The sequence below is a fragment of the Geothrix mesophila genome, assembly GCF_022808835.1.
GTDB classification, from domain to species: Bacteria; Acidobacteriota; Holophagae; order Holophagales; family Holophagaceae; genus Geothrix; species Geothrix paludis.
In genome coordinates this window covers 109,575-131,136 of the sequence record NZ_JAKZLD010000001.1, presented here as the reverse complement: position 1 = coordinate 131,136, position 21,562 = coordinate 109,575, and the positions used below count along the sequence as shown (strand labels likewise).

Here is a 21,562-nt window from a genome sequence, read left to right as displayed (position 1 = left end):
GCGGAGCTTCCATGTCCCTGGTCCACCTTGATCCCGGCAAGCAGGCGCCCGAGATCGTCAACGCCATCATCGAGATCCCCACGGGCTCCCGGATCAAGTACGAGATCGACCACCACACGGGCCTGGTCCACGTGGACCGGGTGCTGTTCTCGCCCTTCCACTATCCGGCCGAGTACGGGTTCATCCCCGGCACCCTGGCGGAAGACGGCGACCCGGCGGACATCCTCGTGCTCATCAACGGCGCGACCTATCCCGGCGTGGTGATGCGCGCCCGACCCATCGGCCTGCTGCGCATGAGGGATGACAAGGGCCTGGATTCGAAGGTTCTGGCCGTGGCCACGGACGACCCCACCTATGCCCACGTGACCTCCCGCAGCGACCTGCCCCCGCATTTCCTGCTCGAGGTGGAGCACTTCTTCCTCACGTACAAGGATCTTGAGCGCAAGAGCGTCTCCAGCGACGGCTGGGGCGGCAAGGACGAGGCCCACGCCTTCGTGCGGGCCGCCATCGAGGCCTTCGACAAGAAGAAGAAGTAGGACGCCGATGACCGCTCCGGAGGAGGCGCCCGGCCTCGTCTGCTTCGACCTGGACGGAACCCTGGTGGATCCCCTGCTGGGCGTCCGCAACTGCCTGCGGAAGACCTGCGACGCTTTCGGCCTGGCCCTTCCGGACGAGCCCACCGTCCGCGGCTGGATCGGCTTCGGCATGCGAGAATCCCTGGCCACCCTCCAGGGCCTGGAGAATCCGGAGCGGCTGGAGGAGGCCCTGGACTTCTACTGGGAGCGGTACCGGGAGGACGGCGTCTTCGAGCACGAGCTGTATCCGGGCGTCTTCCATCTCCTGCACCGGCTGAAGCGCCAGGGGCACCGCATCTACATCGTGTCCGCCAAGCCGACCCTCTTCGCCCGCCGCATCGCCTACCAGTTCGACCTGAACCTCATCTTCGATGACATCTTCGGCAGCACACTCAAAGGACGGTGGCAGCCCAAGACCGACGTGGTGGCGGGCCTGGTACGCCAGGGCGCCCTCTGGCCCGGCGGTGTGTTCATCGGCGACCGGGGCGTGGACATGGTCGCGGCCAGGGATCACGGCCTCGAGGCCATAGGGGTGGGCTGGGGTTACGGCAGCCACCAGGAGCTGACGGCGGCCGGGGCCGAGCGCATCTTCGACACGGTGCCGGAACTCGACGGTTGGCTAAGAGAGCGGTTCCCGCAGGCCGAAGTGTTCGACGCCTTCAGCCGTTCGGAGTAGCCCAGCGGGTGCCAGCCGGCACTTGGGCCTTGAAGGCCGAGGCCGCGGGCGGCGGCGGAACCTTCGCGTCCAGCAGTTCCAGCCGCTGGCGGGCTCCCGTGGGATCGGTCCACTCGAGGGTGTGCAGCAGACCCTTCCGTCCCGTGGCGGTCAGGGCGGGGATGTCCGGCGCCCGGGGCACCAGCTTGACGGCCTCGCCGCCGCCGGATTCGGCCCGGTAGAGGGCCCCGATCCGGGCGGGATCCAGCAGGATCCCCAGCAGGGGGAAGTCGCGCACGGCCCGGGCCAGCTCCACCCGCTGGGCCGTCCGCGTGTCCGGGTCGTACTGCACCAGGTGGCGGCCATCGGAGGTCACGGCCAGGCCCGAGTCGTAGGTCACCTTGAGCTTCCCGCCCCGGGCCAGCAGCAGGTTCCCCTCCCGAGCCATCTTCCCGAACACGGCGCTGTCGCTCTCCTGACGGAAGCGGCTGGTCAGGACCGGCACCTTCGGGAAGGCGGTCCACCACCCGGGCAGGGCCGCAGCCAGGGGTTCCGCGAGCAGGGTCGCAAGGCAGAAGGCATGCGGGCGGAAGGCCATGGTCAGCTCCGCTTCAGCTCGACGCTGAGCTTGGCCGTGCTGCCCTTGGCCGGGGCCGGCCGCTGGATCTGCCCTTCGGCCAGCACCGCCCCCTGGTGGCGCAGCTGGACGACCACCTCGATCTCCTGGCCTTCCAGGTCTGAGGGAACCTCGATCCGCAGCACCGACGGGGCGCCTTGGCGACCCACCTGGGTCAGTTCCTCGAGCAGCGAGGAAATGGCGTCCTTGGGATCTGGGTTCCTGGAGGGCGGGGCCGGCCGCCGGGCCTCGACCTTCAGGGAGGCCAGGGCCGCCAGCGGATCGGCCTTCACGGCAGGCTTGGGCACGGGCGGGAGGACGGCGGGCGCGGGTTCCCAAGGCGTCACGGGCTCCGGATCCGGCTTCGCGGCCTCTGCGACCGGGGCTTCCCCCTGGAAGGCCGAGAAGGCTTCGGCATCGAACCCGGGCTCGCCCTCCTCCATGAGGAAGGCCAGACCGTCGTCTCCCGCAGGAGGTTCCGGCAGATGGGGCGCCTCGATGAAGATGCCGGTATCGTCGTCCAGATCCGGCAGCGGGCCGATCCCGGACGGCTGGACGGGCCCATCCATGTCGAGGAGATCCGTGACGGAGGGCAGGTCCGACAGGGTGAGGGCCTCGATCTCGGATGATTCCGGAGTCACCCTCGGAGCCATGGGGGCGGGAGCCGCCTGGGGCTCCTCGAGCACATGGGTCTTGATGTGGGACAGGGCCAGCTTGGTGATGCCGCGCAGGGTCTCGAAGACGCCCGTGCCGTCCGACGCCACGGACTGGAAGCTGGGCACGCCCCGGGGGTTGAAGACCGCCTCCAGCTCATCCACGGAGACCACGTTCTTGAGGTCCCGCTTGTTCCACTGGAAGACCACGGGGATGTCCTGGAGGTTGAGCCCCAGCTCCCGGATGTTCTCCTCCAGGTTCATCCAGCTCTCGCGGCAGGCGTCCAGCATGGGCACTTGGCTGTCCACCACGAAGACGATGCCGTCCACGCCTTTGAGCACGAGCTTGCGGGTGCTGTTGTAGAACACCTGGCCGGGCACGGTGTAGAGCTGGAGCTTGGTCCTGAAGCCTGCCACCACACCCACATCCATGGGCAGCAGGTCGAAGAAGAGGGTGCGGTCGGTCTCGGTGTTGAGGCTGACCATCTCGCCGCGAGCCCTCTGACTCGTCTTACTGTAGATGGTGTTGAGGTTGGTCGTCTTCCCGCACAGGCCGGGCCCGTAGTAGACGATCTTCGCCGTCATCTGCCGGGTGGCGTGGTTGAAGAAGACCATTCCTGAACCTCTTGGGAGAAATAAGTTTAGCCCGGAAAACCCGCCGGGCTCAACGCAAATGCGGCTTTTCCGCCTTCAGGACAGGTTCTTGAGGAGGGCCAGCACCTGCTGATCGTGATCCTTCGCACGGACATCCGTGATGACCTTCCGGACGATGCCCTGGCGGTCAATGAGGACCGTGATCCGCTTGGCCATGCCAAGGAGGGGCATCTTCACCCCGTAGGTTTCGATGATCCGCCGGTCTGGATCCGCCAGGATGCTGAAGGGCAGGTGGAACTTCTCGGCAAAAGCCCTGTGGCTCTGCGTCGTGTCCGCGCTCACCCCGAGGATGACCGCCCCCGCGGCCTGGATGGCCGCGAACCCGTCTCTCAGGCTGCACGCCTCGGCGGTGCAGCCGGGCGTGTCGTCCTTGGGATAGAAATAGAGCACCACGGCCGACTTGCCCTGGAAATCCGCCAGGCGGACGAGGGCTTCGTGCTGGTCCCGGGCCTCGAAGGCCGGGGCCTTCATGCCCTCCTTGACCACCCCTGCGCTGGCCGCGCCGAAGATCGCCAGGATTCCCATCGCCATCCTCCATCCACGACCCATGGCCGCCTCCCGAGGGGTGGGAGTGTGGCACCATCGGCTTGGCACAGAAACAGAAAACGGAGCAGACACCTTGGATGTCGCGACACGCATTGCCCTCATCCCCGGCGACGGGGCCGGTCCAGAGGTCATGGCCGAGGCCAGGCCTTTGCTGGACTGGGCCAGGGTACGGGGACGCCATCTGGAGGCCGTCCCCATGCCCTACGGGGCGGAGCACTTCCTCGCCACGGGCGAGACCCTGCCCGAGGCCGCCTACGCGGATCTCCGCGATGGATTCGACGCCATCCTGTTCGGGGCCGTGGGCGATCCGCGGGTGCCGGACGGGCGTCATGCCGAGGCGATCCTCCTGCGCCTCCGGCAGGGGCTGGAACTCACCGTCAACTTCCGCCCCTGCCGGCCCCTTCCCGGTACCGGACCCGAAGGGCTCCACCTCGAGGTCTTCAGGGAGAACACGGAGGGAGCCTACTGTCTCCAGGGATCCACAGAACCTGAGCGGGCCGTGGATTTGGCCGTCCACACAGAGCCTGCGGTTCGCCGCCTGCTGGAGGCGGCCTTCGTCAGGGCCGCGCAACGGGGCTGCGTTCTCACCCTGGCCCACAAGGCCAATGTGCTCAAGCACGGCCACGGCCTCTGGGTGCGGCTGTTCCAGGAGGTCCAGGCGCGACATCCCGAGGTGTCCGCCCGCGCCATGCACGCGGATGCCCTGCTCTGCGCCCTGGTGCAGGATCCCCGCTCCTTCGGCGTCATCGCCGCCGACAACTACCTGGGGGACCTCATCAGCGACCTCACCGCGGCCTTCGCCGGCGGCATGGGCACGGCTCCCTCCCTGAGCTGGGCACCGCACCAGCCCTTCCGCTGCGCGGTCCTGGCGGAACCCGTGCATGGCTCCGCACCGGACATCGCGGGAAGAAACCTGGCCAACCCCGTGGGCATGATCCTCAGCACCGCCCTGCTCTTCCGGCACCTGGGCTGGGAAGCCGAGGCCGAAGCGGTGGAAACCGCCGTGTCAGGCGCTCTGGCGGACGGCGCGAAGACACGGGATCTCGGCGGCACCCTCGGCACCTCCGCGATGGGCCGGGCCATCCGCGATCGGCTGTCCTGACCCGACATTCCGCTGTTCAAGGAAAAGGCGTTGATAAGCGGAGGTCTGCGGAGAAGCGGAGGAAAGCGGAGAACAACACGAATTCTTTTCTCCGCTTTCCTCAGCGCCTCAGCTCTCCTCCGCTTTCATCAGTTCTTTTGGCGTCAGCCCGGCCCTCAGCAACTGCGCATAACGCCGACGAGCACACCCTGGATGTCGATGTTCTCGGGGGCGTAGCAGCGGGGCTGGAGTTCGGGGTTGTGGGGGATGAGCCACACGCCCCGGTTGTCCCTGCGGAATTCCTTGAGGGTGACCTCTTCCTGATCGATGAGCGCCACCACGCGGTCGCCATTGCGGTACTCGCCCTTGCGCTGCAGCACCACCAGATCCCCGTCGAGGATGGCGTCGTCCACCATGGAATCGCCCCGCACCCGCAGCACGAAGAGCTCCTCCTTCTGCCGGTGGATGCTGTTCGGCACTTCGATGGGGAGGGCCCGGCTCTCGGGCAGGATGGGGGAACCGGCCGCCACATCCCCACAGAACGGGAAGATCCGCACGGGGCTCGGGGGCTCGGCGCGCTCCGTCCGCGGGGACACCTCGTCCATCACCGGACCCGCGGCCACCACCAGGTTGTTCCCCTTGCCGTGGCTGCGAACGAGGAACCCCTTGTCCATCAGGTGCTGGACATGTTTGTGGATGGTGGAGACGGCGCTCGACCCCACCCCCTTCGCGATTTCCGCCAGGGTCGGGCTTCGCCCTTCCTCCTGCACGAAGGTGCGGATGAACATCAGGACGGCCTGCTGGCGTTTGGTGAGATCGCTGGCTTTCATGCTCTTCAAAGTAAGAGTCGATCCCCGGGTCGTCAATCCCTTTTTTTTCGCTTTATTTCAGATCCCTCCCAGAGGCCGTTCCGACACCTTGCCTGGATGCCCTCGGTGGCCTCTGCCATACTCGAGGATGCTTTGGTGAACCTAGTATTTACGCCCTCTTCGTCGCCATTGCCCCGCTGAGAAAGGAGTCCTATGACTGCCGCCCTTGCCGCCCCCTCGCCCGTCGGTGGAGCGAAAACCCGGATCAATGATTTTTCCATCCAGGTGGCCACGGTCAACGGATCGGGTTCCCAGACGGCCAACACGGTCCTCCTGCGCGCCATCTTCCAGATGGGCGTGCTCGTCAGCGGCAAGAACCTCTTCCCCTCGAACATCGCGGGGCTGCCCACCTGGTTCACCATCCGCGCCAGCGCCAAGGGCTACGTGGCCCGCAAGGCCAGCAACGAGATGCTGATCCTCATGAACCCCGAGACGGCCAAGGAGGACATCGCCAAGGCCGACCCGGGCGCCCTCGTGATCTACGACGAGCCCCTGCAGCTCGACAAGCTGCGCAGCGATCTGGCCTACACGCCCGTGCCCTTCCAGAAGCTGGTGACGGCCTCCTGCCCCGAGCCCAAGCTGCACAAGCTCGTGAAGAACATGATTTACGTGGGCGTGGCCGCCCGCCTGCTCGGCATCGACATGGAGGAGGTCAAGAAGGCCATCGCCAAGCAGCTGAAGGGCAAGACCAAGGCCATCGAGCTCAACCAGAACGCCTGCGTGGCCGGCTACGACTGGGCCATGGAGAACCTGGAAGACCAGGATCACATCAAGGTCGTGCGCGACAACAAGACCCAGGGCCTCATCATCATCGACGGCAACGAGGCCTGCGCCCTGGGCGCCCTCTTCGCCGGCGTGACCGTGGTGGGCTGGTATCCCATCACCCCAGCCTCAAGCCTGGTCGAGACGTTCATCGAGTACGCCGAGGAGTACCGCAAGGATCCCAAGACCGGGAAATCCACCGTTGCCATCGTGCAGATGGAGGACGAGCTGGCCTCCGCGGGCGTGGTGCTGTCAGCCGGCTGGGCCGGTGCGCGCTCCATGACCTCCACCGCGGGGCCCGGCGTCTCGCTGATGAGCGAGTTCATCGGTCTGGGCTACTACGTGGAGGCCCCCGGCGTGTTCTTCAATGTCGCCCGCACGGGCCCCAGCACGGGCCTCCCCACCCGCACCCAGCAGTCCGACGTGGAGCTCTGCGCCAAGTGCAGCCACGGCGATACGCTGCACGTGAACCTCTACCCCGGGACCATGGAGGAGTGCTTCCAGTTCGCCTACGACGCCTTCGATCTGGCCGAGCGCTTCCAGACGCCGATCTTCGTCGTCACCGACCTCGACCTGGGCATGCAGAACTGGGCCTCCAAGCCCTTCGCCTATCCAGCCAAGCCCTACGATCGCGGCAAGGTGCTCAACCAGCAGCAGCTGGCGGAAGTGAAGGACTGGGGCCGCTACAAGGACGTGGACGGGGACGGCATCCCCTTCCGCAGCCTCCCCGGCACGCCCGGCGGCAAGGGCGCCTACACCACCCGCGGTTCCGGCCACAACGCCTACGCCCAGTACTCCGAGAAGCCTGAGGACTACCTTGAGGTGGTGGACCGCCTGAAGCGGAAGTACGAGACCGCCAAGTCCCACGTGCCGGGCCCCGTGTTCCGCAACCAGGGCTCGGACAAGGGCGTGCTGGCCTTCGGTTCCAGCGACCCCGCCGTCATCGAGGCCCAGGACATCCTCGCCGAGGGAGGGCTCAAGACCGACTACCTGCGCCTGCGCGCCCTGCCCTTCACCGCGGAGGTGGACGCCTTCGTGAAGGAGAAGAAGGTGGTCTACGTGGTCGAGCAGAACCGCGACGGCCAGATGGCGAACCTCTTCCGCGAGACCTATCCGGAGCACGCCACCAAGTTCAAGAGCGTCCTGCACTACGACGGCCACGCCATCGACGCCAAGAGCATCGTGGATCAGATCACCGCCTTCGAGCAGAAGTAACTGAGGAGCCGACCATGACCACCACGACTTCTGCCACCCCCACGCCCGCCGCTCCCACCAACAAGCTCGGCTTCACCAAGCAGGACTACGTGGGCTCCAAGTCCACCCTGTGCGCCGGCTGCGGCCACGATTCCATCACCGCCCAGATCATCAACGCCGCCTTCGAATCCAGCATCGAGGGCCACCGGGTCACGAAGTACTCCGGCATCGGCTGCTCGTCCAAGACGCCCGCCTACTTCATCAACCAGGGCTGGGGCTTCAACAGCGTCCACGGCCGCATGCCCTCCGTCGCCACCGGTGCCTCCCTCGCCAACCGGAAGCTCATCAACATCGGCGTCTCCGGTGACGGCGATTCCATGTCCATCGGCATGGGCCAGTTCGTCCACGCCGTGCGGCGCAACATCCCGATGATCTACATCATCGAGGACAACGGCGTCTACGGCCTCACCAAGGGCCAGTTCTCCGCCACCGCCGACAAGGGCTCCCACCTCAAGACCGGCGCGGTGAACGACTTCCCCTCTATCGATCCCTGCACCCTGGCCATCGAGCTGGGCTGCGGCTTCGTGGCCCGCAGCTTCTCGGGCAACCCCAAGCAGCTGAACGCCCTCCTGAAGGCGGCGTTCGCCTACCAGGGCACCGTGGTCCTCGACGTCATCAGCCCCTGCGTCACCTTCAACAACCACGACGCCTCGACCCGCTCCTACAAGCACGTGAAGGATCACGACTTCCCCCTCCATGACCTGGGCTTCATCCAGTACTCCGAGGTGGAGGAGGTGGACATCCCCGCCGGCGAGACCGAGATCGTCACCTTCCCGGACGGCTCCAAGGTATCCATCAAGGCCATCCACGAGGGCTACGACCCGACGGACCGCTTCGGCGCCATGAAGGCCATCCACGAGTCCATGGCCAAGGGCGAGTTCCTCACCGGCCTGCTCTACATCAACCCCACCCAGCCCCCCCTTCCCGAGGTGCTGAACCTGGTGGACGAGCCCCTGGCCACCCTCGGCGAGGACCTGCTCAAGCCCAGCCCCGCCGAGCTCGACAAGATCATGCAGGCCTTGATGTAGGCAACCCAGGTCAAGCCGACAATGCAGGAGGCCGCCGAAAGGCGGCCTCCTGCGCTATCTAGAGTGGGCTTCAGTCGTCATCATCCTCCGACGGGTGGACATCACCCCGCTCAGCTCCCTCCCCGAGCTGCAGTTTCACCTGCGTTCCGGGTAGGACCAGGGATCCGGTTCGGGCATCGAAGGAGGCCGCCAGGGCAGCGCCCCATCCGCTCAAGAGCAGGAGCACAACCAGTGCCGGAATGGGGTGGAACGAGGAGATTCTCTCCTTTCCCATGCCCCGTTTCAGGCCAGTCACCATGCTCCCGATCGTCCGGTCCCGGTGGCGGAAAGCATGGAGTCCCAAGCCCAGGAGATGGGCCGCCACGACCGCCAACATGCTGTAAGCCATGGCCTCGTGCAGATCCTCAAAGATCTCCTTCCTCCCTTGCATCATCAGACCTGTCGCAACAATCGCCAGCGGCAGAACCAGCATGGCGATGGCCCCATAGGCAGCCCCTGGGTTGTGGCCGGCTTGGCGGGCATCCCTCCCCTTCAGGCTGTCTCCCAGGTAACGCAACAGCGCCCCCGGGCCACACAAAAAGGAACCGAACCTGGCATATTTCGATCCGAAGAGCCCCCACACCACCCTCAGAGCCACAACCGCGACCATCACCAGGCCTGCGAGCATGTGCCACCGGAATGCGGGGTTGTGCTCCGACGTCAGCGCGGCCAGGACCATCGCGGCCGCAAAGAGGCCTGCCAAGGCCCAATGCAGCAGGCGAGTGGGCAGGTCCCAGACCCGGATCGTCACGTGGGATGCTGGATCATCCTTGGATTCCGTTGAAGTCGGACCATTCCCGGTCATGGTAGCCTCCCGCCTGAGCAGCATCAGCCACAGCGAAAAGACGGGCCATCCAACGCATGGCCGATGCAGGAGGGCCTCATGGGGCAAGGCATAGGACTGGCGGATCCGACAGAAGGCCGATGGCACCCGACCCGCGCCTTCGCCTTGGCGCTGCTGGCGGTAAGTGCCCTGCTCATCTTGGATCTGGCCACCGACCGCCTGCTCCGCTCCGCGGGCTGGGGTCATCTCATCGTCGAAGGATTGGCGGCGGTCCTGGCGCTCACCATGTCGCTCTGGATGTTCCGCGCACTCCAGGCGCGTAGCCAGGATGTCCATCGGCTGCGTCGCGACCTGGCCAAGGTGCAGGCCGAGGCCAACCACTGGCGCGCGGAGGCCGCCGATCTGCTCCGAGGGCTCTCGGAGGCCATCGACCAGCAGTTCGACCGGTGGCACCTGACCGACGCGGAGCGGGAGGTGGCCCTGCTCCTGCTCAAGGGATTGAGCACCCGGGACATCGCCGCCCTTCGCGACACCCGGGAGCCCACGGTCCGCCAGCAGGCCCAGGCCATCTACCGCAAGGCTGGGCTGGAGGGCCGAGCAGAGCTCGCCGCCTTCTTCCTGGAGGATCTCCTGGCCCCCCATCCATTGCATTGACGCGAGGCGAGAGCCCGCTAGACTGGAGGATCCAGGGCCTGTAGCTCAGCTGGGAGAGCGCTGCGTTCGCAATGCAGAGGTCGTCAGTTCGATCCTGATCAGGTCCACCAAGGAAAAGCCCCCTGTCGCCAGGGGGCTTTCTCATGGACGGTCGAGGACGGGCGGGAACCTAGAACACCGCCTCCATGGGGGCGGTCTCGCCGGCGCGCAGGGCCACGGCCTGGGCGGCCACGAGGGGCAGGCCCCGGTGGGCGAAGTGGATCGCCGCCTGCACCTTGTTCTGGTAGAAGGCGGCCTCGGAGCTGCCGGCCAGGAGGCCCTGCACGGACTTGGCATCGGCGGCGTCCACGCCTCGCTCCTGCAGGAGCGCGGCGAGTTTGCCCTTGGCCAGGGCGGCCTGCTGGAGCAGCAGGTGGCCCGCCACAACATGGCCGACCATGTCCAGGAGGGGCACGGCGTTCAGGCCCGTCAGCAGGGCGGCGTTCGCGTGGGCGGGAATCTCCTGGAGCACCGTTCCCAGCGCCTTCGCGGCCTCGCCCAGCTGACGGGCGGAGGGACCGAGGACAGGATCCGCGGCCAGGGACTGGACCGCGGCCCCCACCTGGCCCATCAGGGCCTTCACGGGACGGCCCTCCTGCATGCGGAACTTCCGGCCCACCAGGTCGAGGGCCTGGATGCCGTTGGTGCCTTCGTAGATTGAGGCGATCTTGCAGTCGCGGAGGTACTGCTCCGCGGGGTACTCCATGGTGTAGCCGTAGCCGCCGAAGGTCTGGAGGGCCCATTCCGTCACCCGGAAGCCCCAGTCGGAGCACCAGGCCTTGCAGACGGGCGTGAACAGCTCCACCAGGCCCTGCCAACGGTCCTTCTCCTCCCCGGCGGAGACGTGGGCCATGTCCATGCACCAGGCCGTGTAGGTCACGAGGGCGCGCATGGCCTGGACGTAGGCGGACTGCATGAGGAGCATCCGGCGCACGTCCGGGTGGTCGACGATGAGCGACTGCCCAGCGCCCTTGGCAGCCCCGGGAGCGCGGCCCTGCAGGCGCTCCTTCGCATAGGCCAGGGCCGCCTGGTGGGCGGCGGAGGCGTTGCCCAGGCCCTGGACGCCCACCTCGTACCGGGCGGCGTTCATCATCACGAACATGTGGGCGAGGCCCTGCCCTTCCTGTCCCAGCAGGAAGCCCTGGGTGCCGCCGTTGGTGCCGAACACCAGGCTGCACGTGGGCGACCCGTGGATGCCCAGCTTGTGCTCGATGCCGGCGCAGGCCACATCGTTGGGGGCGCCGAGGCTGCCGTCGGCATTGACACGGACTTTGGGCACCACGAAGAGGCTGATGCCCTTGGGACCCGCGGGGGCGTCCGGTGTGCGGGCCAGCACGGCGTGGACGATGTTCGGCACCAGCTCGTGGTCGCCGCTGGTGATGAAGATCTTCTCGCCGGTGATGAGGTACGACCCGTCCGCCTGCTTCACGGCCTTGGTGGTGAGCGCGCCCAGGTCGCTGCCGGCGCCGGCCTCGGTGAGGCACATGGTGCCGGTCCATTCCCCGGTGTACATCTTTTCGCAGTAGACCGCCTTCAGCTCGTCGCTCCCGAAGGTCTCGATGAGGTGGGCGGCGCCGCGGGTGAGGAGCACCTTGAGGCCCAGGGCCGTGTTCGCGCCCATGAGGTACTCGCTGATGCCGGTGCCCACGACTTCCGGCAGGCCCATGCCGCCGAATTCGGGGTTCATGGTGGCGCTGATCCAGCCGCCGGAGGCGAGGTCCTGGAAGGCCTCGGCGAACCCATCCGGAAGCCGCACCTTTCCGTTCTCCCACTGGGCGCCGACCCGGTCGCCGATCTCGTTGCAGGCGGCCACGCTGCCCTTGGCCACCTTGAGGGCCTCGTCCAGCACCATGGCCAGCTGGTCGCGGTCGACCTCCTGGTAGGGCTCGGCCTTCAGGACCGCATCCAGATCCAGCCACTCGAGGAGGTTGAACTTGATGTCACGGGCGTCGTCCAGGTACTTCATGGTGTCCTCCAGGAAACATGGGGCGGGGTGGAACGGGCGGCAAGGGACGGGGATGTCCCTTCATTCTTCGATGGGGAGCCCGCCCTTCCAATACCTGTCCTCAGGTAAGTTGGAGCGGGCCTCCCAGGGCGATGGCTACTTCAGTTCGGGGAACTGCTCCTCCCGGAACTCCAGGGCGGACGGCGTGGGATCCGCGGCCCGTTTCCGCAGCTCCACACGCCGGATCTTGCCGGAGATGGTCTTGGGGAGGTCACCGAACTCGAGGATGCGGATGCGCTTGTAGGGCGAGATGCGCTCCCGGATGAACCGGAACAGGGCCAGGGCTGTGTCGCGGTTGGGCTCGAAGCCCGCCCGCAGGATGATGTAGGCCTTGGGGACGGTGAGCTTGAGGGGATCCGGGCTGGGCACCACCGCCGCCTCGGCCACAGCCTCGTGCTCGATGAGGAAGGACTCCAGCTCGAAGGGGCTGATGCGGTAGTCGGAGCTCTTGAAGACATCGTCGGCGCGGCCCACGAAGCAGAGGTAGCCGTCCGCATCGCGGGTGGCCACGTCCCCGGTGCGGTACCAGCCTTCGGCCTCGGCCTTCCGCATCTTCTCTGGATCGTCCTTGTAGCCGGCCATGAGGCTCGTGGGCCGGGGGTTCAGCTTCAGGGCGATCTCGCCCTCCTCCGCCTCGTTCCCCTCGGAATCCAGCAACGCCACATGGAAGCCCGGCAGGGGGCGGCCCATGGAGCCGGACTTCACCGCCTGCCCGGGCGAGTTGCCCACGATGGCGGTGGTCTCCGTCTGGCCGTAGCCGTCGCGGATGGTGAGGCCCCAGGCCTTCTCCACCTGGCTGATGACTTCGGGATTCAGGGGCTCGCCGGCGCCCACCAGGGCCCGGAGCTTCACCTTGTAGGCCGCCAGGTCCTCTTGGATGAAGAGGCGCCACACGGTCGGGGGAGCGCAGAGGGTGGTCACGCCCTTGTCGACGATGGTCTTGAGGGTGGCGGACGCGCTGAAGCGGGCCGCGCGGTAGACGAAGATGCAGGCCCCGGCGTTCCAGGGCGCGAAGAAGCTGCTCCAGGCGTGCTTGGCCCAGCCCGGCGAGCTGATGTTGTAGTGGACGTCGCCCTCCTGCAGGCCGACCCAGTACATGGTGGACAGGTGCCCCACGGGATAGGACTGGTGGGTGTGGACCACCAGCTTGGGCTTGGCCGTGGTGCCGGAGGTGAAGTAGAGCAGCATGGGGTCCGTGGCGCGGGTGGGCGCGTCGGCCGCGAAGGCGGTCGAGCCCGCGTAGAGCTCGGACACGTCGTGCCAGCCGGACACCGGAGCGCCCACGCAGATGCGGGTGAGGCTCGCGTCCAGGCCGTCGAACTTGGCCGTCTGGGCGGAGTCCACCACCAGGTGCCGGATACCGCCGCGCTCGATGCGGTCCTGGAGGTCCGCCTGGGAGAGCAGCAGGGTGGAGGGAACCAGCACCGCGCCGAGCTTGATGCAGGCCAGCATCACCTCCCAGAGGGGCAGGACGTTGTCCAGCATGATCAGCAGGCCGTCGCCGCGCCTCACCCCCATGGCCCGCAAGGTGTTGGCCACCTGGTTGCTGCGCCGAGAGAGCTCCTGGAAGCTGACCTTCGTCTCCGCCCCGCTCTCCTCGACGATCCACAGCGCGGGCCGGTCGTTGCCCGCAGCATAGGTGTCGAAGTAGTCCAGGGCCCAGTTGAAGGTGTCGAGGACGGGCCAGCGGAAGTCGCGGCGGGCATCGTCGTAGTCGTCCCGGTACTGGACGAGGAAGTCCCTGGCCTGGAGAAACGCTTCGCGACCATTCATCTGGTCCTCCTGATTCGCTTGGGGGGTATAGAGCAATCTAGGATGGCCATGACCGGCCGTCCAGGATGAAAAACGACATGCAGGGGGAGAAAGGATCTCAAGTAGGGCCCGGCCCCGGGAGCGCATGATAGGGTGGTCGCATTGCACCCCGATCCGCGAGGCACCCTGTGTTCAGCATCATCCCTGACGGCGCAGGCTACCGGGAATTCGTCCTCCTGAAAGACGGCCAGGGCGTCCTCCTGCGGATCGCCTCCCCGGAAGACGCGGACCGCGTGGAGGCCTTCATCAGCGGGCTCTCGCGAGAGAGCATGGCCATGCGCTTCATGGGCGGCGTGTCGAGCGTCTCCCGCAAGTTCGTGGAGGATCTCTGCGACGAGAACCGCCGCCAGCGGGCCTGCCTCCTGGCCATCGAGGGCGAGGGGGCGGAGCAGCAGGTGCTGGGCCTGGGGAACTACGTGGGCGATGGCGGGGCCGTCGCCGAGGTCGCGTTCATGATCGCGGACGCCCACCAGGGCCGGGGCATCGGCACGCTGATCCTCGAGCGGCTCGCGGGCCTGGCGGCGGGCGCGGGCTACGTCGGCTTCGAAGCCGAGGTGCTCCATGAGAACCAGAAGATGGTCAACGTCTTCCGTGATTCCGGGTTCGAGACCACCCGGGCCATGGAGGGCGGCATCATCCATGTGCGCTTCCCCCTGAGCGCCCCCGAGGCCCAGCGCGAGCGGGCCGAGATCCGCGAGCGGGTGGCCACCGCCAACTCCCTGGTGCCGCTCCTGCGACCGGGCAGCGTGGCCGTGGTGGGCGCCTCCCGGGATCCCGGCTCCGTGGGGAGCACCATCTTCCGCAACATCCTCCGGGGCGGCTTCCAGGGCGCGGTCTATCCGGTCAATCCCAGGGCCAAGGCCATCGAAGGCGTCCAGGCCTATCCCTCCCTGGCCTCCCTGCCGGAACCCCCGGATCTGGTGGTCCTGGCGGTACCGGCGGCCAAGGTGTCCGCCCTCGCCCGGCGGGCCCTGGACAAGGGCGCGCGGGGGCTCTTGGTGCTCACGGCCGGGTTCGCCGAAACCGGTCCGGAGGGGGCCCGCCGCCAAGAGCGGCTGGTGCGCCTCGCCCGCAGCCGGGGGGCGCGCCTGGTGGGCCCCAACTGCCTGGGGCTGCTGAACACCCATGCGGCGGTCCAGCTCAATGCCAGCCTGGCCACCGTGATGCCCCCCCGCGGGCGGGTCGGCTTCTTCAGCCACTCCGCGGCCCTGGGCGTGGTGATCCTGCAGTACGCCGCGGAACGCGGGCTGGGGTTCTCCTCCTTCGTCTCCGCCGGAAACCGCGCTGATGTCTCGGGCAACGACCTGCTCCAGTACTGGGAGGAGGACCCGGACACGGACCTGGCCCTGCTCTACCTGGAGACCTTCGGGAATCCGCGCCGCTTCGCCCGGCTGGCTCGCCGGATCTCCCACCGCAAGCCGGTGCTCTGCGTGAAGAGCGCCCGGAGCCACGCCGGGCGGCGCGTCGCCCAGGCCCACATCGCGGCGAGCCCGCAGAATGACGCCGAGGTGGAGGCCCTCTTCCACCAGGCCGGCGTGATCCGGGCGGACACCCTGGAGGACCTGTTCGACATCGCGCTGCTGCTGTCGCACCAGCCCCTGCCCCGGGGCGACCGGGTGGCCATCGTCAGCAACTCCGGCGGCGTAGCCACCATCTGCGCGGACGCCTGCGAATCCCACGGCATGCGGATCGCCGGCCCCGGCGTAGTGGACCTCCATGCCATGGCCACGGCGGAGCACTACGAGCGGGCCTGCCGGGAGGCCCTGGAGCATCCCGAGGTGGATGCCCTCATCGCCTCCTTCGCCTGCCTGGGGGACTGCGACCCGGCCCTGGTGGCCCGGGCCATCCGGCGGGCCGCCGTGCGGGCCGAGCAGACCACGGGCATCGCCAAGCCGACCCTGCTCTCCCTCATGGGCGTGAGCGGGGCCATCCCCGTGGGATCAGCCGCGCTGGGCGAGGGGGGCGCCATGCACCGCACCTTCCCCTCCTACCGCTTCCCGGAGTCGGCGGCCCTGGCCCTGTCCAAGGTGGTCCAGTACGCCCACTTCCGGCGGCAGCCCCCGGGCCGGTTCCAGGGCTACGCGGACATCAACGCCGGCGAGGCCCGGCGGCGCGTGGAGCAGCTGGTGGAGAAGCTGCCCGATTCCGCCCACGCGATCCTCTCCGTGACCCAGGCCCGGGAGCTCATGGGGCTCTTTGGCGTCCCCGTCACGAACCTCCCGGAACCCGCGGAACGGCGTGGCCCCAGGGTGGGGCTCAACCTCTCCACGGATCCCGACTTCGGGCCCATCTGGCGCTTCCACCGCCAGGGCGTGGGCTCCATCCTGCGCATCACCCCGCTCACGGATCTAGACATCGCCGACGTCCTCGAGCGGATGCACCTGCCGCCCGGCAACGGCCTGGGCGAGACCCTGGGCCGCCTGACCCAGCTCGTGGAGGAGCTGCCCTGGCTCCACACCCTGGAGGCCCAGGTCGCCGTCCACGGCGAGACCGGCGCCCTCAGCCCCCTGCCCCTCCAGCCGGACCTGCGCCTGACCTTCACCCAGGTCGGCTTCCGCAAGTCCTGAACCCCGAGCCTGAATCCCGAGGAGAACCGCCATGCTCGTGAAGGAGATGATGCGCCGGCCGGTGACGGTGGTCTCCGCGGAGGCCACCATCGGGGAGGCCTACCAGCTGCTCCAGGACCGCGGCTTCCGCCACCTCCCGGTGGTGGACCGGGGGCGCCTGGTGGGCGTCCTCACGGACCGCGACCTCCGCCTGGCCACCAGCAGCCTCTGCCAGAATCCCCACCCCGCCGGGGATCCCGTCTCCGCCGTCATGAGCAGCCCGCCGCTGACGGCGGATCCCCTGGATCCCGTGGAGGACGCCGCGCGGATCATGCGGGAGCACAAGATCGGCTGCCTGCCCGTGGTGGACGGCGGCGAGCTGGTGGGGATCCTCACGGGCATGGACCTGCTGGACGCCCTGATGATCCTCACCGGAGTGACCAAGCCCTCCTCCCGGCTCGAGGTGGCCCTCGCGGACCGTCCTGGCGAGCTGGCCCGCCTCACGGCCTTCCTCGCGGAGCGCCACGTCAACATCCACTCCATCCTCACCTACCCCTCGCCCGAGGCTGTCCGCACGGTGCTCCGGGTGGATTCCAACCAGATCCGCCCCCTCGCGGACGAGCTCCGGCGGGCGGAGTTCGAGGTCCTGTGGCCCATCCAGAAGCCATGGCAGCACTGATCTACCGCCCGGAGTACGCCGGGTACGACTTCGGGCCGGAGCATCCCTTCACGCCGGCGCGGCTCGCCATGCTCCTGGACCTGATCCACACCCTGGGCCACGCCACCTCGCCCATCGCGGCGCCCGCGGCCACCCGGGACGAGATCCTCACGGTCCACGACGAGGCCTACGTGGCCATGGTCGAGGCCCTGGATCGCGGCGAGTCCAGGCCCGAGGCGGAGCAGTTCGGACTGGGGACGCCGGACAACCCCATCTTCCCGGGCATGGACCTCGCGGCCCGCTGGCTGGTGGGCGGAACCCTCCATGGGGCGCGGCTCCTGATGGAGGGAGCCGAGACCCGCGTGCTCCAGCTGGGCGGAGGGCTGCATCACGCACAGAAGAACCGGGCGGCGGGGTTCTGCATGTACAACGACCTGGCCGTGGCCATCCGGGCCATGGTGCGCCACGGCTGGCGTGTGGCCTACCTCGACATCGACCTCCACCACGGCGACGGTGTCCAGAGCCTCTTCTACGACAGCGACCAGGTGCTGACCATCAGCCTGCACGAGACGGGGCACTACCTCTATCCCGGTACCGGCCACATCCAGGAGCTGGGCGCCGGCACCGCGCGGGGACTCAGCGTCAACATCCCCCTGGAGCCCTTCACGGAATCCGAGAGCTACCTGGAGGCCTTCGACGCCGTGGTGCCCCGGGCCCTGGAGTGGTTCTCGCCCCACGTCCTGGTGGTGCAGGCCGGCGCGGACGCGCACTTCGCCGATCCCCTCGGGGACCTGGCCATGACCACCCAGGCCTTCCAGGCCCTCTACCGCCGGATTCTCGACCTGGCCGCCGAGCGCACCCAGGGCCGGGCGCTCTTCACCCTGGGCGGCGGCTACGAAGCCCAGGTCGTGGCCCGCGTCTGGACGATCCTCTACCTCACGCTGATGGACCTCCCCATTCCGGAAAAGCTTCCCGATGCCTGGCTGGACCGCTGGCGCGAGCTGCTGGGGCCGGAAGTCGGGCGGACCCTGCACGATCCCGTGCCGGCCTATCCGGAGCTCCCCGGCCGCGAGGAACGCAACCGGCGCAACGGCGACGTGGTCGCGCGGCTGATGGACTCGCTCTTCCGCTACTGGATGTAGCGGCAGGAAACGCCGCAGGCCCGGGGGTTTTCCTTCCGGTATCCTCGAAGCATGATCGGACGCCTGCGCGGGGAACTCATCCAGAAGCTGCCGAACCTGGCCCTCGTCGAGTGCGGGGGCGTGGGCTACGCCGCGGCCATCAGCCTCTCGACCTATGGCCTGCTGCCGGAGGCGGGCACCCAGGTGGTGCTGCACACGGAGCTGCTGGTGCGCGAGAACGAGATCGCCCTGCTGGGCTTCTCCTCCGCCCAGGAGCGGGAGCTCTACCGGCTGCTGGTGAAGGTGGACGGCGTGGGGCCAAAGATGGCCCTGGCGGCCCTGGGCGCCCTCAGCCCCGAGGACCTGGTGCGCGCCATCCGGGGCCGGGACGTGAAGGCCCTCACGCGCATCCCCGGCGTGGGGAAGAAGACCGCCGAGAAGATGTGCTTCGAGTTGTCGGAGAAGCTGGGCGGCCTGTCGGGCCTGGACGGCCTGGCGGGCGGGCCCGCGGGCGACCCCTGGGAGGAGAGCCTGCGCTCCGCCCTGACGAATCTTGGCTTCAAGGAGGACGTGGTGCTGCCCGTGGTGGCAGACCTCCGCACCTCGAAGCCGCCCCTGGCGGAGGCCATCCGTCTCGCTTTGAAGGCCCTGCAGCGATGAGCACGCGAATCCTCTCCACCTCTCCCCTCGTCGGTCCCGCCCTGGCCGAGCTCGGCGCCCGCTTCCCCGATCTCCGGCTGGCCGCCTTCCGCTCGCCGGAATGGAACGCCGCCCTGCCCGAGGCCGAGGCCCTGGTGGTGATGCTCTCCGAGCCCGTCACCGAGGCGGATCTCGACGCGGCGCCGAAGCTGAAGGCCATCGGCACCTACTCCGTGGGCGTGAACCACCTGCCTGTGAAGGCCTGCCAGGCCCGCGGCATCGCCGTGGTGAACACGCCCGGCGTGCTGACGGACGCCACCGCCGACATCGCCCTCGCCCTGCTGATGGCCGTGACCCGCCGCGTGGTGGAAGGCGAGGCGCTCGTGCGGTCCGGCGCGTGGAAGGGCTGGGCGCCCGACCAGCTGCTGGGCCTGGGTCTCTCGGGCAAGGGCTGCGGCATCCTTGGCAGCGGCCCCATCGGCCAGGCCTTCGCCCGCCGCGCCCAGGCCCTGGGCATGACACCCTTGTTCTGGGACCGCGAGGGCCGCGGCGGCGAGGTGGATTTCGGCGTCGGCAAGGCCCCGCGCCTGCCCCTGGTGGACCTGCTCCCGAAGAGTCTCGTGCTGTCCCTCCATTGCCCGCTGACAGACCAGACCCGCGGCATGCTGGACCGCGTCGCGCTGGAGAAGCTGCCCCAGGGCGCGGTGATCATCAACACCGCGCGCGGCGGCATCATGGATGAGAACGCCGCCATCGACCTGCTGGAATCGGGCCGCCTCGGCGGCGTGGGCCTGGACGTCTACGAAGGTGAACCGCGCCTCAATCCGCGTTGGTTGAAGGCGCCCCGTGCCGTGCTGCTGCCCCACCTGGGCTCGGCCACGGTCGAGACCCGCGGCGCCATGGCGCAGCTCCTTTGCGACGGACTCGCGGCGGCGCTGGCTCCATCGCGGTGATACCCTGGACTCCCTCACGAGGCATCCCATGGCACGCCCCTGGATCAAGCTGCTCGACCCGGACCTGACGGCCATCAAGACCGCGGCCGGAACGTCGTTTGCTGACCGCCTCAAGCTGGCTCGCGCCCTCAACGGCCGCGCCCGGCACACAGAGGCCCAGGAGATCCTGGACCAGCTGCTGGTCGAGGACCGCTCCCACGCGGAGGCCTGGTTCGAACGCCTGCTCTGCTTCAGCGACACCGCCGAGGAGGAAGAGGGCCAGGAGCTGCTGGCCCAGCTCGAATCCCTCCGGGATGAGCACCCCGAGTGCGGCGGGCACCTGCGCAACCTGGGCTACCTGCGCCTTCTCCTCCAGGACATCGACGGGGCGGAACTCGCCCTCCACCAGGCCCTCGCCCTCGACGGCCAGGATCCCAAGGCCCTCGAGCTCACGGGCCTCGTGCACCTGCATCGCGGCCAGGCCGCGGAGGCCAAGGCCTGGCTGCTGAAGTCCCTCAGCCTGCGGCCCACGGATCCCCGCACCCTGCGTCTGCTCGCCATCGCCATGGACCAGCTCTCCGACTGGAGCGGCGCCGAGGCGCAGCTGGTGGCCGCGCTCCAGACGGACGGGTCCTACTACTGGGGCTGGCACGCCCTCGGCGAGATGCTACTCAAGCGCGGCGAGCTCGCGGAAGGCCTGCGCTGCATCCAGCGGGCCCGCAGCCTGCACGTGTGCGATCCGGCCAGCTACTTCATCCTCGCGGAGATCTTCAGCGAGCAGGGGCATCTGGAGCTCGCCCAGGGCCAGCTCCACACGCTGATGCTCCTCGCGCCCCCCGCGCCGGTGCTGGCGGAGGCCCAGGCCCTGCTGGGCGAGCTGAAGCGCGACATGGGGGACCGCGAAGGCGCCGTTTCCTACTTCAGCCTCGCCACGGAGACCGATCCGGAGGCCGCGAACCCCTGGGCCGCGCTGGGCGACATGGCCCGCGAGGAATCCCGCTGGGAGGACGCGCTCCGCTGCTACCGCGAGGCCATGATGCGGGAGCCCGATGCTGCGGATCTCCAGGTCCAGCTGGGCTATGCCCTCATCGAGACCCGGCAGGGGCCCGCCGCCGAGCAGGCGTTCCTGAAGGCCCTGGAGACGGATCCCGGCGAGTACAGCGCCTACCTCGGCCTGTCCGAGGTCTACCGTTTCGCCAACCGCCCCGAGGACCAGATGGGCATGGTGGACCAGGCCATGGCCCTCGCCCCCGATGACTCGGATGTGTGGAACGCCCGGGGCGTGGCCCTGGAAGTCGCGGGACGCCTGACGGAGGCCACGGAGGCCTATGAGAAGGCCCTGGCCCTGGAGCCCAGCCATCGCAAAGCGGCCAACAATCTCGGCTTCGTGCTGGAGAAGCGCATGGACCAGGGTGAGCCCGAGCTGCGGCATCGCGCCCTCGAAGCCTGGAAGCAGCGGCTGCTCATCTGCCGGGACGCGGGCCAGAGCATGAAGATGGCCACCGAGCATCTCACCAAGCTGGGCGTGGGGGAGGAGACCCTCCGCGAATGGCTGCGGCCCGAGTTCCTCGCGGCCGAGCTGGAAAGCTGACACACCGAAGTCACCCCAGCATTACCAGATAGTTACAAACCGACGGGGC

Annotated in this window: 18 protein-coding genes, 1 tRNA gene and 1 pseudogene; 13 read left to right on the top strand and 7 right to left on the bottom strand. The window is 68.4% G+C overall.

All coding sequences use genetic code 11. The features are described from left to right. Positions 1-11 precede the first annotated feature (11 nt). Both MLG87_RS00605 and MLG87_RS00600 read left to right on the top strand, forming a co-directional pair. A complete protein-coding gene (locus MLG87_RS00605) occupies positions 12-536 on the top strand; it encodes an inorganic diphosphatase (RefSeq protein WP_243293292.1) in 525 nt (174 codons plus the stop codon). A gap of 7 nt (positions 537-543) precedes the next feature. Further along, positions 544-1,251: an HAD hydrolase-like protein gene (locus MLG87_RS00600; RefSeq protein WP_243293291.1), complete on the top strand. Its 708-nt coding sequence runs from the start codon at positions 544-546 to the stop codon at positions 1,249-1,251. Here MLG87_RS00600 and MLG87_RS00595 read toward each other — a convergent pair. From MLG87_RS00595 to MLG87_RS00585, 3 genes and pseudogenes are all read right to left on the bottom strand, one after another. Next, the gene (locus MLG87_RS00595; protein ID WP_243293290.1) at positions 1,235-1,828 is read right to left on the bottom strand and encodes a LolA family protein; all 594 of its coding nucleotides are present in this window, start codon (positions 1,826-1,828) and stop codon (positions 1,235-1,237) included. The two genes, MLG87_RS00600 and MLG87_RS00595, sit on opposite strands and share 17 nt — an antisense overlap. Before the next feature lie 710 nt (positions 1,829-2,538). After that, positions 2,539-3,114, bottom strand: a pseudogene (locus tag MLG87_RS16340) (GTP-binding protein); the annotation flags it as partial. Positions 3,115-3,189: 75 nt separating this feature from the next. Continuing rightward, entirely contained in the window at positions 3,190-3,684 is a 495-nt protein-coding gene (locus MLG87_RS00585; protein WP_243293288.1) for a peroxiredoxin, read from the bottom strand. 88 nt (positions 3,685-3,772) lie between these two features. Between MLG87_RS00585 and MLG87_RS00580 the strand changes: the two genes are divergently transcribed. Continuing rightward, the gene (locus MLG87_RS00580; protein WP_243293287.1) at positions 3,773-4,801 is read left to right on the top strand and encodes an isocitrate/isopropylmalate dehydrogenase family protein; all 1,029 of its coding nucleotides are present in this window, start codon (positions 3,773-3,775) and stop codon (positions 4,799-4,801) included. A 155-nt stretch (positions 4,802-4,956) separates the two neighbouring features. Here MLG87_RS00580 and lexA read toward each other — a convergent pair whose 3' ends face one another. Then, positions 4,957-5,610, bottom strand: coding sequence for a transcriptional repressor LexA (lexA, locus tag MLG87_RS00575; protein WP_243293286.1), 654 nt, complete (start codon positions 5,608-5,610; stop codon positions 4,957-4,959). 192 nt (positions 5,611-5,802) lie between these two features. On the opposite strand from lexA, the gene MLG87_RS00570 reads away from it, so the two are divergent. Then, positions 5,803-7,626 carry a 2-oxoacid:acceptor oxidoreductase subunit alpha gene (locus MLG87_RS00570; protein WP_243293285.1) on the top strand — a complete coding sequence of 608 codons (1,824 nt, stop codon included), beginning with the start codon at positions 5,803-5,805 and terminating at the stop codon, positions 7,624-7,626. Positions 7,627-7,640: 14 nt separating this feature from the next. Further along, positions 7,641-8,693 (top strand): 2-oxoacid:ferredoxin oxidoreductase subunit beta, encoded by a 1,053-nt coding sequence (locus MLG87_RS00565; protein ID WP_243293284.1) that lies wholly within the window; start codon positions 7,641-7,643, stop codon positions 8,691-8,693. A 70-nt stretch (positions 8,694-8,763) separates the two neighbouring features. On the opposite strand, the gene MLG87_RS00560 is transcribed toward MLG87_RS00565, so the two are convergent. After that, the gene (locus MLG87_RS00560) at positions 8,764-9,483 is read right to left on the bottom strand and encodes a cytochrome b/b6 domain-containing protein (RefSeq protein WP_243293283.1); all 720 of its coding nucleotides are present in this window, start codon (positions 9,481-9,483) and stop codon (positions 8,764-8,766) included. 132 nt (positions 9,484-9,615) lie between these two features. Here MLG87_RS00560 and MLG87_RS00555 point away from each other — a divergent pair, with 132 nt between their 5' ends. Continuing rightward, a complete protein-coding gene (locus MLG87_RS00555) occupies positions 9,616-10,170 on the top strand; it encodes a helix-turn-helix transcriptional regulator (protein ID WP_243293282.1) in 555 nt (184 codons plus the stop codon). A 34-nt stretch (positions 10,171-10,204) separates the two neighbouring features. Continuing rightward, a tRNA-Ala gene (locus tag MLG87_RS00550) sits at positions 10,205-10,280 on the top strand. Positions 10,281-10,339: 59 nt separating this feature from the next. On the opposite strand, the gene MLG87_RS00545 is transcribed toward MLG87_RS00550, so the two are convergent. Further along, positions 10,340-12,175: an acyl-CoA dehydrogenase gene (locus MLG87_RS00545; protein ID WP_243293281.1), complete on the bottom strand. Its 1,836-nt coding sequence runs from the start codon at positions 12,173-12,175 to the stop codon at positions 10,340-10,342. A gap of 135 nt (positions 12,176-12,310) precedes the next feature. Beyond that, entirely contained in the window at positions 12,311-13,987 is a 1,677-nt protein-coding gene (locus MLG87_RS00540) for an AMP-binding protein (RefSeq protein ID WP_243293280.1), read from the bottom strand. Positions 13,988-14,154: 167 nt separating this feature from the next. On the opposite strand from MLG87_RS00540, the gene MLG87_RS00535 reads away from it, so the two are divergent. Genes MLG87_RS00535 through MLG87_RS00510 form a run of 6 tightly spaced genes read left to right on the top strand, consistent with a single transcriptional unit; the run spans position 14,155 to position 21,513 of the window. Next, positions 14,155-16,593, top strand: a complete 2,439-nt coding sequence (locus MLG87_RS00535; protein ID WP_243293279.1) for a bifunctional acetate--CoA ligase family protein/GNAT family N-acetyltransferase — start codon at positions 14,155-14,157, stop codon at positions 16,591-16,593. 31 nt (positions 16,594-16,624) lie between these two features. After that, the gene (locus MLG87_RS00530) at positions 16,625-17,251 is read left to right on the top strand and encodes a CBS and ACT domain-containing protein (RefSeq protein ID WP_243293278.1); all 627 of its coding nucleotides are present in this window, start codon (positions 16,625-16,627) and stop codon (positions 17,249-17,251) included. After that, entirely contained in the window at positions 17,239-18,372 is a 1,134-nt protein-coding gene (locus MLG87_RS00525) for an acetoin utilization protein AcuC (protein ID WP_243293277.1), read from the top strand. The genes MLG87_RS00530 and MLG87_RS00525 overlap by 13 nt, the downstream gene beginning before the upstream one ends. Before the next feature lie 51 nt (positions 18,373-18,423). Then, the gene (gene ruvA / locus MLG87_RS00520) at positions 18,424-19,011 is read left to right on the top strand and encodes a Holliday junction branch migration protein RuvA (RefSeq protein WP_243293276.1); all 588 of its coding nucleotides are present in this window, start codon (positions 18,424-18,426) and stop codon (positions 19,009-19,011) included. Beyond that, positions 19,008-19,943 carry a 2-hydroxyacid dehydrogenase gene (locus MLG87_RS00515; RefSeq protein ID WP_243293275.1) on the top strand — a complete coding sequence of 312 codons (936 nt, stop codon included), beginning with the start codon at positions 19,008-19,010 and terminating at the stop codon, positions 19,941-19,943. Before ruvA ends, MLG87_RS00515 begins: the two co-directional genes overlap by 4 nt. Positions 19,944-19,971: 28 nt before the next feature. Then, positions 19,972-21,513, top strand: coding sequence for a tetratricopeptide repeat protein (locus MLG87_RS00510; RefSeq protein WP_243293274.1), 1,542 nt, complete (start codon positions 19,972-19,974; stop codon positions 21,511-21,513). Positions 21,514-21,562: the final 49 nt, after the last annotated feature.